The 13,363-nt window shown below is 56.0% G+C and carries 11 protein-coding genes and 1 riboswitch; of the genes, 4 read left to right on the top strand and 7 right to left on the bottom strand.

Annotated features, from left to right (window positions below; translation table 11 throughout):
- Positions 1 to 65: 65 nt before the first annotated feature.
- Positions 66 to 4,289: a DNA-directed RNA polymerase subunit beta' gene (gene rpoC, locus ACE15A_RS21750; RefSeq protein ID WP_023247912.1), complete on the top strand. Its 4,224-nt coding sequence runs from the start codon at positions 66 to 68 to the stop codon at positions 4,287 to 4,289.
- A 315-nt stretch (positions 4,290 to 4,604) separates the two neighbouring features.
- On the opposite strand, the gene thiH is transcribed toward rpoC, so the two are convergent.
- From thiH to rsd, 7 genes are all read right to left on the bottom strand, one after another.
- Positions 4,605 to 5,750, bottom strand: coding sequence for a 2-iminoacetate synthase ThiH (gene thiH / locus ACE15A_RS21745; protein WP_053510944.1), 1,146 nt, complete (start codon positions 5,748 to 5,750; stop codon positions 4,605 to 4,607).
- Complete coding sequence (thiG, locus tag ACE15A_RS21740; RefSeq protein ID WP_053510943.1) at positions 5,747 to 6,517, bottom strand: thiazole synthase; 771 nt, start codon at positions 6,515 to 6,517, stop codon at positions 5,747 to 5,749. Before thiG ends, thiH begins: the two co-directional genes overlap by 4 nt.
- Position 6,518: 1 nt before the next feature.
- On the bottom strand, positions 6,519 to 6,719 hold the full coding sequence (gene thiS, locus ACE15A_RS21735; protein ID WP_023247915.1) for a sulfur carrier protein ThiS: 201 nt from the start codon (positions 6,717 to 6,719) through the stop codon (positions 6,519 to 6,521).
- Positions 6,700 to 7,458, bottom strand: a complete 759-nt coding sequence (locus ACE15A_RS21730; RefSeq protein WP_053510941.1) for a HesA/MoeB/ThiF family protein — start codon at positions 7,456 to 7,458, stop codon at positions 6,700 to 6,702. The genes thiS and ACE15A_RS21730 overlap by 20 nt, the downstream gene beginning before the upstream one ends.
- Entirely contained in the window at positions 7,451 to 8,086 is a 636-nt protein-coding gene (gene thiE, locus ACE15A_RS21725) for a thiamine phosphate synthase (protein ID WP_023247917.1), read from the bottom strand. Before thiE ends, ACE15A_RS21730 begins: the two co-directional genes overlap by 8 nt.
- A complete protein-coding gene (thiC, locus tag ACE15A_RS21720) occupies positions 8,086 to 9,981 on the bottom strand; it encodes a phosphomethylpyrimidine synthase ThiC (protein ID WP_380912002.1) in 1,896 nt (631 codons plus the stop codon). The genes thiE and thiC overlap by 1 nt, the downstream gene beginning before the upstream one ends.
- Before the next feature lie 86 nt (positions 9,982 to 10,067).
- Positions 10,068 to 10,168, bottom strand: a riboswitch (TPP riboswitch).
- A 52-nt stretch (positions 10,169 to 10,220) separates the two neighbouring features.
- Complete coding sequence (gene rsd / locus ACE15A_RS21715; RefSeq protein ID WP_000934318.1) at positions 10,221 to 10,709, bottom strand: sigma D regulator; 489 nt, start codon at positions 10,707 to 10,709, stop codon at positions 10,221 to 10,223.
- A 92-nt stretch (positions 10,710 to 10,801) separates the two neighbouring features.
- Here rsd and nudC point away from each other — a divergent pair, with 92 nt between their 5' ends.
- From nudC to nfi, 3 genes are read left to right on the top strand one after another with little or no spacing between them, the layout of a single operon-like run.
- A complete protein-coding gene (nudC, locus tag ACE15A_RS21710; RefSeq protein ID WP_000373960.1) occupies positions 10,802 to 11,575 on the top strand; it encodes an NAD(+) diphosphatase in 774 nt (257 codons plus the stop codon).
- 40 nt (positions 11,576 to 11,615) lie between these two features.
- Complete coding sequence (gene hemE / locus ACE15A_RS21705) at positions 11,616 to 12,680, top strand: uroporphyrinogen decarboxylase (protein WP_023247920.1); 1,065 nt, start codon at positions 11,616 to 11,618, stop codon at positions 12,678 to 12,680.
- Between the two features lie 9 nt (positions 12,681 to 12,689).
- Positions 12,690 to 13,361 carry a deoxyribonuclease V gene (gene nfi / locus ACE15A_RS21700; RefSeq protein ID WP_000362358.1) on the top strand — a complete coding sequence of 224 codons (672 nt, stop codon included), beginning with the start codon at positions 12,690 to 12,692 and terminating at the stop codon, positions 13,359 to 13,361.
- Positions 13,362 to 13,363 lie beyond the last annotated feature (2 nt).

Raw genomic sequence — 13,363 nt, 5'->3', positions numbered from 1 at the left:
ACAGGTCACTGGTGTCGGGGTAAAACCCGACACCAGATTGTGCTAACTCCGACGGGAGCAAATCCGTGAAAGATTTATTAAAGTTTCTGAAAGCGCAGACTAAAACCGAAGAGTTTGATGCGATCAAAATTGCTCTGGCTTCGCCAGACATGATCCGTTCATGGTCTTTCGGTGAAGTTAAAAAGCCGGAAACCATCAACTACCGTACGTTCAAACCTGAGCGTGACGGCCTTTTCTGCGCCCGTATCTTTGGGCCGGTAAAAGACTACGAGTGCCTGTGCGGTAAGTACAAGCGCCTGAAACACCGCGGTGTGATCTGTGAGAAGTGCGGCGTTGAAGTGACCCAGACCAAAGTACGCCGTGAGCGTATGGGCCACATCGAGCTGGCGTCTCCGACTGCGCATATCTGGTTCCTGAAATCTCTGCCGTCCCGTATCGGCCTGCTGCTCGATATGCCGCTGCGCGATATCGAACGCGTGCTGTACTTCGAATCCTATGTGGTTATCGAAGGCGGTATGACCAACCTGGAACGCCAGCAGATCCTGACTGAAGAACAGTATCTGGACGCGCTGGAAGAGTTCGGTGACGAATTCGATGCCAAGATGGGTGCGGAAGCTATCCAGGCCCTGCTGAAGAGCATGGATCTGGAGCAAGAGTGCGAAACTCTGCGCGAAGAGCTGAACGAAACCAACTCCGAGACCAAACGTAAGAAGCTGACCAAGCGTATCAAACTGCTGGAAGCCTTCGTACAGTCTGGCAACAAGCCGGAGTGGATGATCCTGACCGTTCTGCCGGTACTGCCACCAGATCTGCGTCCGCTGGTTCCGCTGGACGGCGGTCGTTTCGCAACGTCGGATCTGAACGATCTGTATCGTCGCGTGATTAACCGTAACAACCGTCTGAAGCGTCTGCTGGATCTGGCTGCGCCGGACATCATCGTACGCAACGAAAAACGTATGCTACAGGAAGCGGTAGACGCCCTGCTGGATAACGGTCGTCGTGGTCGTGCGATCACCGGTTCCAACAAACGTCCTCTGAAATCTTTGGCCGACATGATCAAAGGTAAACAGGGTCGTTTCCGTCAGAACCTGCTCGGTAAGCGTGTTGACTACTCCGGTCGTTCTGTTATCACCGTAGGGCCATACCTGCGTCTGCATCAGTGCGGTCTGCCGAAGAAAATGGCGCTGGAGCTGTTCAAACCGTTCATCTACGGCAAGCTGGAACTGCGTGGCCTCGCCACCACCATCAAAGCCGCGAAGAAAATGGTTGAGCGCGAAGAAGCTGTCGTCTGGGATATCCTGGACGAAGTGATCCGCGAGCACCCGGTACTGCTGAACCGTGCGCCGACATTGCACCGTCTGGGTATCCAGGCGTTTGAACCAGTCCTGATCGAAGGTAAAGCTATCCAGCTACACCCGCTGGTGTGTGCGGCATACAACGCCGACTTCGATGGTGACCAGATGGCTGTTCACGTACCGCTGACGCTGGAAGCCCAGCTCGAAGCGCGTGCGCTGATGATGTCGACCAACAACATCCTGTCCCCGGCGAACGGCGAACCTATCATCGTTCCGTCTCAGGACGTGGTATTGGGTCTGTACTATATGACCCGTGACTGTGTTAACGCCAAAGGCGAAGGCATGGTGCTGACGGGCCCGAAAGAAGCTGAGCGTATTTATCGCGCTGGCCTGGCCTCTCTGCATGCGCGCGTTAAAGTGCGTATCACCGAATACGAAAAAGATGAAAACGGCGAATTCGTCGCGACCACCAGCCTGAAAGACACGACCGTTGGCCGTGCGATTCTGTGGATGATCGTACCGAAAGGTCTGCCTTTCTCCATCGTCAACCAGGCGCTGGGTAAGAAAGCGATCTCCAAAATGCTGAACACCTGTTACCGTATTCTGGGCCTGAAACCGACCGTTATTTTTGCGGACCAGACGATGTACACCGGCTTTGCTTATGCAGCGCGTTCAGGTGCGTCCGTTGGTATTGATGACATGGTCATCCCGGAGAAAAAACACGAGATCATCTCTGAGGCGGAAGCCGAAGTTGCCGAGATCCAGGAACAGTTCCAGTCCGGTCTGGTGACCGCTGGCGAACGCTATAACAAAGTTATCGATATCTGGGCTGCGGCGAACGATCGTGTATCCAAAGCGATGATGGATAACCTGCAAACTGAAACCGTGATTAACCGTGACGGCCAGGAAGAGCAGCAGGTTTCCTTCAACAGCATCTACATGATGGCCGACTCCGGTGCGCGTGGTTCTGCGGCACAGATTCGTCAGCTTGCGGGTATGCGTGGTCTGATGGCGAAGCCAGATGGCTCGATCATCGAAACGCCGATCACCGCGAACTTCCGTGAAGGTCTGAACGTACTCCAGTACTTCATCTCCACGCACGGTGCGCGTAAAGGTCTGGCGGATACCGCACTGAAAACCGCGAACTCCGGTTATCTGACCCGTCGTCTGGTTGACGTCGCGCAGGATCTGGTGGTGACCGAAGATGACTGCGGTACGCACGAAGGTATCCTGATGACCCCGGTTATCGAGGGTGGCGATGTTAAAGAGCCGCTGCGCGATCGCGTATTGGGTCGTGTGACTGCGGAAGATGTGCTGAAGCCGGGCACGGCGGATATTCTGGTTCCACGTAACACGCTGCTGCACGAACAGTGGTGTGACCTGCTGGAAGCGAACTCCGTTGACGCCGTTAAAGTGCGTTCCGTTGTATCCTGCGATACCGACTTTGGTGTATGTGCGCACTGCTACGGTCGTGACCTGGCGCGTGGCCACATCATCAACAAAGGTGAAGCTATCGGCGTTATCGCGGCACAGTCCATCGGTGAACCGGGTACACAGCTGACGATGCGTACTTTCCACATCGGTGGTGCGGCATCTCGTGCGGCTGCTGAATCCAGCATCCAGGTGAAAAACAAAGGTAGCATCAAGCTCAGCAACGTGAAGTCGGTGGTGAACTCCAGCGGTAAACTGGTTATCACTTCCCGTAATACCGAACTGAAGCTGATCGACGAATTCGGTCGTACCAAAGAGAGCTATAAAGTGCCTTATGGCGCTGTCATGGCGAAAGGTGATGGCGAGCAGGTTGCCGGCGGCGAAACCGTTGCAAACTGGGACCCGCACACCATGCCGGTTATCACCGAAGTAAGTGGTTTCATCCGCTTCACTGACATGATCGACGGCCAGACCATTACGCGTCAGACCGATGAACTGACCGGTTTGTCTTCGCTGGTGGTTCTGGATTCGGCTGAACGTACTACCGGTGGTAAAGATCTACGTCCGGCGCTGAAAATCGTTGATGCTCAGGGTAACGACGTTCTGATCCCGGGTACCGATATGCCTGCGCAGTACTTCTTACCGGGTAAAGCGATTGTACAACTGGAAGATGGCGTACAGATCAGTTCTGGTGACACCCTGGCGCGTATTCCGCAGGAATCCGGCGGTACCAAGGATATCACCGGTGGTCTGCCGCGCGTTGCGGATCTGTTCGAAGCGCGTCGTCCGAAAGAGCCGGCCATTCTGGCGGAAATCGCAGGTATCGTTTCCTTCGGTAAAGAAACCAAAGGCAAACGTCGTCTGGTGATTACGCCGGTTGATGGTAGTGACCCGTACGAAGAGATGATTCCGAAATGGCGTCAGCTCAACGTGTTCGAAGGGGAACGTGTAGAACGTGGTGATGTGATTTCCGATGGCCCGGAAGCGCCGCACGACATTCTGCGTCTGCGTGGCGTTCATGCTGTGACGCGTTACATTGTTAACGAAGTCCAGGATGTATACCGTCTGCAGGGCGTTAAGATTAACGATAAACACATCGAAGTTATCGTTCGTCAGATGCTGCGTAAAGCTACCATCGAAAGCGCAGGCAGCTCCGACTTCCTGGAAGGCGAGCAGGTTGAATATTCCCGCGTCAAGATCGCTAACCGCGAGCTGGAGGCGAACGGCAAAGTGGGGGCTACCTTCTCCCGCGATTTGCTGGGTATCACCAAAGCGTCTCTGGCAACCGAATCGTTCATCTCTGCCGCATCGTTCCAGGAGACCACGCGTGTCCTGACCGAAGCAGCCGTTGCGGGTAAACGCGATGAACTGCGCGGCCTGAAAGAGAACGTTATCGTGGGTCGTCTGATCCCGGCCGGTACCGGTTATGCGTACCACCAGGATCGTATGCGCCGTCGCGCCGCGGGCGAGCAGCCGGCAACACCGCAGGTCACTGCGGAAGATGCATCTGCAAGCCTGGCAGAGCTGCTGAATGCAGGACTGGGCGGTTCTGACAACGAGTAATCGTTAAGTGCCCGGTGGCGCAAGCTTACCGGGCCTGGAGGAACCGTAGGTCGGGTAAGCGTAGCGACTCCCGACAGTAAAACCCGCTTCGGCGGGTTTTTTTACGCCTGATGAATACGTTTGTCATTTGTAAACCGCTATCCGGCAGCTAAGGCCTGTGCCGCTGGCAAGCTTGTAAGGGCAGGGCGAAAATGAGGAAGAAGCCTTTCGCCCTGGTCAGCTTCCGTTGCTGACCATGACACCATAAAAAAACGGGAGACTGGTAACAATCTCCCGTTTTGGCTTTTACGTCGCGTCACGAAAAAAATAACGTGATTACTGGTTCCTGCAAGTTGCCTGCGAGCCACGTCCCAAAAAGCTCTCCCAGTCTTTCCACACGGGCTGTAACCCTTGCGCCGTTAGCGCGTCGGCAACGGCCTCGGGTCGGCGATCGTCATGCGGCGCAAATTGCTCAAGTTCAGGATGGTTATCCGCATATCCCCCCGGCTGCGTTTTCGAAAAGGCGCTGACGTTATTGATCGCCAGTGGTATGACATGGTCGCGGAACCTCGGAGACTCGCGGGTGGAGAGTGATAATTCAATTTCCGGCGCCAGTAGCCGGAAAGCGCAAATCGTTTGCACCAGTTGCTTTTCATCCATCAAAGACGCGGGTTCCACACCGCCAGTACACGGGCGCAGACGCGGGAAGGAAACAGAATAGCGACTCTGCCAGTAGTGTTTCTGCATCCACAGCACATGTTCAGCTAGCATATAGCAATCCACCCGCCAGTTGTCCGACAGACCAATTAGCGCGCCAAGACCGATTTTGTCGATACCTGCCCGGCCTAACCGATCCGGCGTTTCCAGCCGCCAGAAAAAGTCCTGTTTCTTTCCCTTCAGGTGATGCTGTGCATAGATTGCCTCATGATAAGTCTCCTGATAAACCATCACGCCATCGATCCCCAGCGTTTTGAGCTCCGCGTAGTTTTCTTGCGACAAGGGCTGAACTTCCATCTGTAACGATGAAAACTGGCGGCGAATAGCCGGTAAATGACGGCGAAAATAGTCCATTCCTACTTTGGCCTGATGTTCCCCGGTCACCAGTAGAAGGTGCTCAAAGCCCAGTTTACGGATAGCGTCGCACTCCCTTTGAATATCTGGCTCATCCAGCGTTTTACGCTTAATGCGATTGCTCATCGAAAAACCGCAGTAGGTACAGTCATTGGCGCACAGGTTCGAGAGATAGAGCGGAACATAAAAGCTGACGGTATTGCCGAAACGCTGGCGGGTAAGCTTTTGCGCGCGCTGCGCCAGCGGCTCCAGGTAATCAGCGGCGGCGGGGGAGAGTAACGCCATCATATCCTCGCGGTTGAGGTGTGAAGCATTCAACGCCCGCGCCACATCGGCGGCAGTTTTGCTGTTGATGCGTAGCCGGATATCGTCCCATTCCAGTTGTCGCCAGCGGTCGGTGAACGATTTCATACCGACGCCTCCAGGAAGCCGGTGAGCGGGCTGGTGGCGCTGGCATAGATGCTGCGATTACCCGGTACAGCCAGGCGAGCCAGTACGCCTGCTTCTACCGCCAGACGGAAAGCATTGGCCATCATTACCGGGTCATCCGCCACGGCAATCGCCGTGTTGACCAGCACCGCATCTGCGCCTATTTCCAGCGCCTGCGTGGCATGGCTGGGTACGCCGATACCCGCGTCCACGACCACCGGGACAGTAGCCTGCTGGATAATAATCTCCAGCATCGCGCGGGTTTCCAGCCCCTGATTGGATCCAATCGGCGCGCCAAGCGGCATCACTGCCGCGCAGCCAACTTCTTCCAGCCGTTTACACAATACCGGGTCTGCGCCGCAGTAGGGCAACACCACGAACCCCTGTTTTACCAGCTCCCCGGCGGCTTTCAGCGTTTCAATCGGGTCTGGCAACAGCCAGCGGGCATCGGGATGAATCTCCAGCTTTAGCCAGTGCGTCCCCAGCGCTTCGCGCGCCAGTTGGGCAGCGAAGATCGCCTCTTCGGCGGTTTTCGCCCCTGAAGTATTGGGTAACAGCGTCACACCAGCCTCGAGAAGCGGCGCCAGGATGGCATCATTTGGCTTACGTAAATCGACGCGCTTCATTGCCAGCGTCACCAGTTGGCTGCCGGAGGCGCGGATGGCGTCGACCATTAGCTGTGCAGAAGCAAATTTCCCGGTGCCGGTGAACAGATGTGAATCAAACGTTTTATCGGCAATACGTAACATCTCAACCTCCTGCTATAACGTGAAAAAGCAGGATCTGGTCGCCTTCCTGCACGATATGTTGCCGCCACCGCTCGCGTGGCAGAATCTGTTGATTTAGCGCCAGCGCTGCGCCCGGTTTAAGCTGATTGAGTTGCGTGAGCAGCTCACTGACGGTTTGTCCCTCTGCGCACTGCATCGGTTCATCATTGAACTGAATCTGCATGTTGCCCTCCACAGACCGGGCAGTCGCTGGCGCGATGCAGCGCCAGGCTGCGCCACTGGCTGGTTTTACCGTCAAACAGGCGCAGCTCGCCGCTCGGCGTTTCCATCCCACTGAGGAATTTGATTGCCTCCAGCGCCTGCAAGGCGCCCATGACGCCAACGACGGGACCGACGATACCTGCGGTACGGCAGTTGCGCTCTGGCTCCACATCGTCTGACCACAGGCAACGGTAACAGCCTTGCTCCCACGGTGGCGTCAGTATCATCAACTGGCCGCCAAAGCCGACGGCGCTGGCGGTAATTAATGGTGTATTCAGTGCCACGCAGGCGACGTTGATCTCCTGACGGGTCGCCATGTTGTCGGTACAGTCGAGCACGACGTCGGCACGCGCTACCGCGTTCTTAAGCACATCGCCAGTCAGACGCTGTTTCAATACGATCAGCTCGCTGCCGGGGTTGAGCCGCGCCAGCCGTAGCTTCGCCGCCTGCGCCTTCGGGTGGGCGATATCGTCGGTGGTGAACAGAATTTGCCGCTGGAGATTGCTCAAGTGAACATCGTCATCGTCCGCCAGCGTCAGCGTACCAACGCCTGCGCCCGCCAGATAGAGTGCCGCAGGCGAACCCAATCCGCCTAAGCCGACAATCAATACATGACTATTGAGCAACTTTTGCTGGCCTTCAATCGCAATATCGCCGAGCAGGATCTGGCGGCTATAGCGCATAAAATCATGGTCATTCATCGCCGACTCCTGCGATTGCAAGTAACTGTTGCGTAGCGGCGCGCCAGTCGGCGGCCTGGGTGATGGCGCTGACCACGGCAATACTGCCGACGCCGGTCGCCAGCACCGCAGGGGCGCGTTCCACACTGATACCGCCAATCGCCACGGTGGGGTAATCCGCCAGACGTTCAATATGCCGCGCCAACTGTTTCAGTCCCTGCGGGGCGGAAGGCATCTGCTTGGTTTGCGTCGGGAAGACGTGGCCGAGGGCGATGTAGGAAGGACGAGCGGCGAGCGCTATGTCGATTTCCATATCATCATGCGTTGAGACGCCCAGGCGTAAACCGGCGGCCCGAATGGCGCTCAGGTCGGTGATCTCCAGGTCTTCCTGACCCAGATGCACGCCCCAGGCGTTGTGCTTAATCGCCAGACGCCAGTAATCGTTGATAAACAGACGGGCATTGTAACGACGCCCAAGCGCAATGGCCGCGACCACATCCGCTTCGACGTCGTCATCGCGCTTGTCTTTGATGCGAAGCTGGATGGTGCGTACGCCCGCCGCCAGCAGGCGCTCAACCCACGTTACACTATCGACCACCGGATAGAGACCTAAGCGGAAAGGGACGGGGGGAAAGTTAGGCTGGTACATTACGCTTCCTCCCGCTTCAGATAGATTTCGCCACCTTTAGCGCGGAAGCTCTCCGACATATCGGCCATTCCCACTTCGATAGTTTGCGCGGCGGCATAGTCGCGCACTTCCTGGCTGATTTTCATTGAGCAGAATTTTGGCCCGCACATCGAGCAGAAGTGCGCCACTTTGCCGGATTCTTGCGGTAGGGTTTCGTCGTGCCAGGCGCGGGCGGTGAACGGGTCGAGCGCCAGGTTAAACTGATCTTCCCAGCGGAATTCAAAACGCGCTTTCGACATCGCGTTATCGCGGATCTGCGCGCCTGGGTGGCCTTTCGCCAGGTCGGCGGCATGGGCGGCAATCTTATAGGCGATCAGCCCCTGCTTAACGTCTTCTTTGTTCGGCAGACCGAGGTGCTCTTTCGGCGTGACGTAGCACAACATCGCGCAGCCAAACCAGCCGATCATCGCCGCGCCAATGCCGGAGGTGAAGTGGTCATAACCCGGCGCGATATCGGTGGTCAGCGGCCCTAAGGTATAAAACGGCGCTTCATGGCAGTGCTCCAGCTCTTCGGTCATATTGCGGCGGATCATCTGCATCGGAACATGTCCCGGGCCTTCAATCATTACCTGTACGTCGTATTCCCAGGCGATTTTGGTCAGCTCGCCCAGCGTATGCAGTTCGGCAAACTGCGCGTCGTCATTGGCGTCCTGAATGGAACCCGGTCGCAGCCCGTCGCCCAGCGAGAGTGAGACGTCATAGGCGGCGCAGATTTCACAAATCTCGCGGAAGTGCTCATACAAGAAGTTCTCTCTGTGATGAGAAAGACACCACTTCGCCATGATCGAGCCGCCGCGCGAGACAATGCCGGTCAGGCGTCTGGCGGTCATCGGCACGTAGCGCAGCAGTACACCGGCGTGAATAGTGAAATAGTCTACCCCTTGTTCCGCCTGTTCCAGCAGAGTATCGCGGAAGGCTTCCCAGGTAAGATCCTCGGCGATCCCGTTGACCTTCTCCAGCGCCTGGTAGATCGGCACGGTGCCGATTGGCACCGGGCTATTACGCAGGAGCCACTCACGGGTTTCGTGTATATAGCGCCCGGTGGAGAGATCCATCACCGTATCCGCCCCCCAGCGCGTCGACCACACCAGTTTTTCGACCTCTTCTTCGATGGAGGAGGTCACCGCCGAGTTGCCGATATTGGCGTTGACCTTCACCAGGAAGTTGCGGCCAATAATCATCGGTTCCGATTCCGGATGATTGATGTTAGCGGGGATGATGGCGCGTCCGGCGGCGACTTCATCGCGCACAAACTCCGGGGTGATGTTTTCCGGCAGGCGCGCGCCGAAGCTTTCTCCGGGATGCTGGTGGCGCAGCACTTCACTGCGGATACGCTCCCGGCCCATGTTTTCACGGATGGCGATAAACGCCATTTCCGGCGTCACGATCCCGTTACGGGCATAATGAAGTTGCGTCACGCGGTGTCCGGCTTTGGCGCGTTTTGGCGTTAACAGACCGGTAAAGCGCAATGCGTCAAGCCCTTCATCCGTCAGACGTTCGCGGGTATAGGCAGAACTGCGGTCAGAAAGCGTTTCTACATCAGCCCGCGCTTCAATCCACGGCTGGCGTAGCTTTGCCAGACCCTGCTGGATGTTGATGGCGATATCCTGATCACCGTACGGGCCGGAGGTGTCATACACTGGAATCGCTTCATTTTCTTCATACTGCGGGTGGTCTTTCGTTCCGCTAATCAATGTCGGGCTAAGCTGAATTTCGCGCATCGGTACGCGAATATCATGCTGCGAACCGGTAACGTAGATGCGTTTCGAGTTGGGAAACGCGGTGCCTTCCAGCGTATCGATAAAATGCTGGGCTTTAGCGCGCTGCTCGCGGCGGGTTAATTTTGTTGTAGACATAGCTCATTCCAAAAAATTAAGGACGTGGCTTGTCAGACGACGGATGGAGTAATGGATGTGCGCCGCCCGTAAAGGCAGCAGCATAAAGCAGAATTACTCTTGTTCCCTTCGCAGGTATTAACCTGATCAGGTTCCGCGGATCCCGAATTAACGGTCTCAGCCAAAAATGGCACTCCGACAAGATGGCATCCCCTCATAAGAGGGGGAAGTTTGTAACCTACCTGTTAACGGCGTAAAACTCAAGCGGGACGTTTTACTCTGGCGCCGTCGTGCATTGCGTCAAATACCAGCATAATCAGCTTGTCTTCCAGCACAAAGCGGGCTTCCAGCGCCTCGCCGATATCTGACAGAGCCTGTTGAAATTCGAGACAATTATCGTGATCGATGGCAGTTTCCAGGCTGGAATCGTAATAATCCATAATGCGCTGCGTATTATCTTCCAGCAGCGGCCAGATTTTTGCCGCATGTAAAAGCTGACCGTTTCCTTCCAATTTATGGAGAATACGTTCATAAATACTGAAGTGCCCGGCGGAAAGGTAATCGACCAGGCTCTGACAAAAATCATCCAGCGCTTTTTCATTCAGCCGCATGTACGATTCTTTGCCAGGCTTAATGCCAACCAGATTGTAGTAAGCCACGAGCAGGTGCTTACGTACATGTAGCCAGCGATCGACCAGTTTGTTGCTTCCGCCAACGCGCTCCGTCAGGTTTTCCAGCTGGTTTAGCATGATTGTCTCCGCAAGTTAGATAAAGGCTGTGCGCCATAAATGTAAAAATATTGTTAACAACATGCCAGTGAAGCAAAGGTAGTGCAAGAGCTATGGATCGTATAATTGAAAAATTAGAGAGTGGCTGGTGGATCGTCAGCCATGAACAAAAATTATGGTTGCCGTATGGGGAATTACCACACGGGCTGGCGGCAAATTTCGATCTTGTGGGGCAGCGCGCACTCCGGATAGGTGAATGGCAAGGCGAGCCCGTCTGGCTGGTGTTACAGCATCGGCGTCATGATATGGGATCGGTACGCCAGGTTATCGATCAGGATGCAGGGCTGTTCCAACTGGCGGGACGCGGCGTACAGCTGGCGGAGTTTTATCGCTCGCATAAATTTTGCGGCTATTGCGGGCACCCTATGCACCCCAGTAAAACCGAATGGGCGATGCTGTGCAGCCATTGCCGCGAGCGTTACTACCCGCAAATCGCCCCCTGCATTATTGTTGCCATTCGCCGTGAGGATTCTATTCTGCTTGCCCGGCATGTTCGCCACCGTAACGGCGTGCATACGGTACTGGCCGGGTTTGTTGAAGTAGGCGAAACCTTAGAACAGGCGGTAGCGCGCGAGGTGATGGAGGAGAGCGGGATTAAGGTGAAAAATCTGCGCTATGTGACTTCCCAGCCGTGGCCTTTTCCGCAGTCGCTGATGACCGCTTTCATGGCGGAGTATGACAGCGGCGAGATTGTCATCGACCCGAAAGAGCTGTTGGAAGCAAATTGGTACCGTTATGACGATCTTCCTCTACTGCCGCCGCCGGGCACCGTCGCACGCCGTTTAATCGAAGATACGGTGGCAATGTGTCGGGCTGAATACGACTGACATGTTACACTGGGCGCATCAACGCTAAAGGAATGTAAAAATGACCGAACTCAAAAACGATCGTTATCTACGTGCGCTGCTGCGCCAGCCCGTTGATGTTACGCCAGTGTGGATGATGCGCCAGGCAGGCCGTTATCTACCGGAGTATAAAGCCACTCGCGCGCAGGCGGGCGATTTTATGTCGCTGTGCAAAAATGCCGAACTGGCCTGCGAGGTCACTTTACAGCCGCTGCGCCGTTATCCGCTTGATGCGGCGATCCTTTTCTCGGATATCCTGACGATTCCGGACGCAATGGGACTGGGGCTCTATTTTGAAGCCGGGGAAGGCCCGCGCTTTACGGCTCCTGTCACCTGTAAAACCGATGTCGATAAGCTGCCCATTCCCGATCCGGAGGATGAACTGGGCTACGTGATGAATGCGGTACGCACGATTCGCCGCGAACTAAAAGGCGAGGTTCCGCTGATCGGCTTTTCCGGCAGTCCGTGGACGCTGGCGACCTATATGGTGGAAGGCGGCAGCAGCAAAGCCTTCACGGTGATTAAAAAGATGATGTACGCTGACCCGCAGGCGTTGCATCTGCTGCTGGATAAGTTGGCGAAAAGCGTCACGCTGTACCTCAACGCGCAAATCAAAGCTGGCGCGCAGTCGGTGATGATTTTCGATACCTGGGGCGGCGTGCTAACCGGCCACGATTACCAGCAATTCTCCCTGTACTACATGCATAAAATCGTGGATGGCCTGCTGCGTGAAAACGACGGGCGTCGGGTACCGGTGACGCTGTTCACCAAAGGCGGCGGTCAATGGCTGGAAGCGATGGCGGAAACCGGCTGCGACGCGCTGGGCCTTGACTGGACAACCGATATTGCCGATGCGCGTCGCCGTGTGGGTCATAAGGTCGCTCTGCAAGGCAATATGGACCCCTCAATGCTTTATGCGCCGCCAGCCCGTATCGAAGACGAAGTCGCGACTATACTTTCTGGTTTCGGTCAGGGAGAAGGGCACGTCTTTAACCTCGGACATGGCATCCATCAGGATGTGCCGCCAGAACATGCTGGCGCATTTGTGGAGGCGGTGCACCGACTTTCTGCGCAGTATCACAACTAAGGAGTTAGTATGGATCTCGCGTCGCTACGCGCTCAACAGATAGAACTTGCTTCATCGGTTTGCCGCGAGGATCGGTTGGACAAAGATCCGCCGGCGTTTATCGGCGGGGCGGACGTCGGTTTTGAGCAGGGCGGCGAGGTGACGCGGGCGGCGATGGTATTGCTGAAATACCCGTCGCTTGAGCTGGTAGAGTACAAGGTGGCGCGTATCGCCACCACCATGCCGTATATCCCCGGCTTTCTCTCTTTTCGTGAATATCCTGCGCTGCTGGCAGCGTGGGAACAACTCTCGCAAAAGCCCGATTTGCTGTTTGTAGATGGTCACGGTATTTCGCATCCGCGTCGGCTTGGCGTCGCCAGCCATTTTGGACTGTTGGTGGACGTGCCAACTATCGGCGTGGCGAAAAAACGGCTATGCGGTAAATTTGAACCGCTTTCCGCTGAACCTGGCGCGCTTAGCGCCTTAATGGATAAAGGCGAGCAACTGGCATGGGTATGGCGCAGCAAGGCGCGCTGTAATCCGCTGTTTATCGCGACAGGGCACCGGGTCAGTACTGACAGCGCGCTGGCGTGGGTACAACGCTGTATGAAAGGGTATCGCCTGCCGGAGCCGACGCGTTGGGCGGATGCCGTCGCTTCCGGGCGTCCGGCGTTTGTTCGTTGGCAAGAAATTCAGCGCTGATT

Origin of the sequence: Salmonella sp. HY31, from assembly GCF_042604575.1 — a bacterium.
Classification (GTDB): Bacteria; Pseudomonadota; Gammaproteobacteria; order Enterobacterales; family Enterobacteriaceae; genus Salmonella; species Salmonella diarizonae.
Note: the sequence above shows the minus strand (reverse complement) of the source record. Positions and strands in the feature narration are given on the sequence as shown.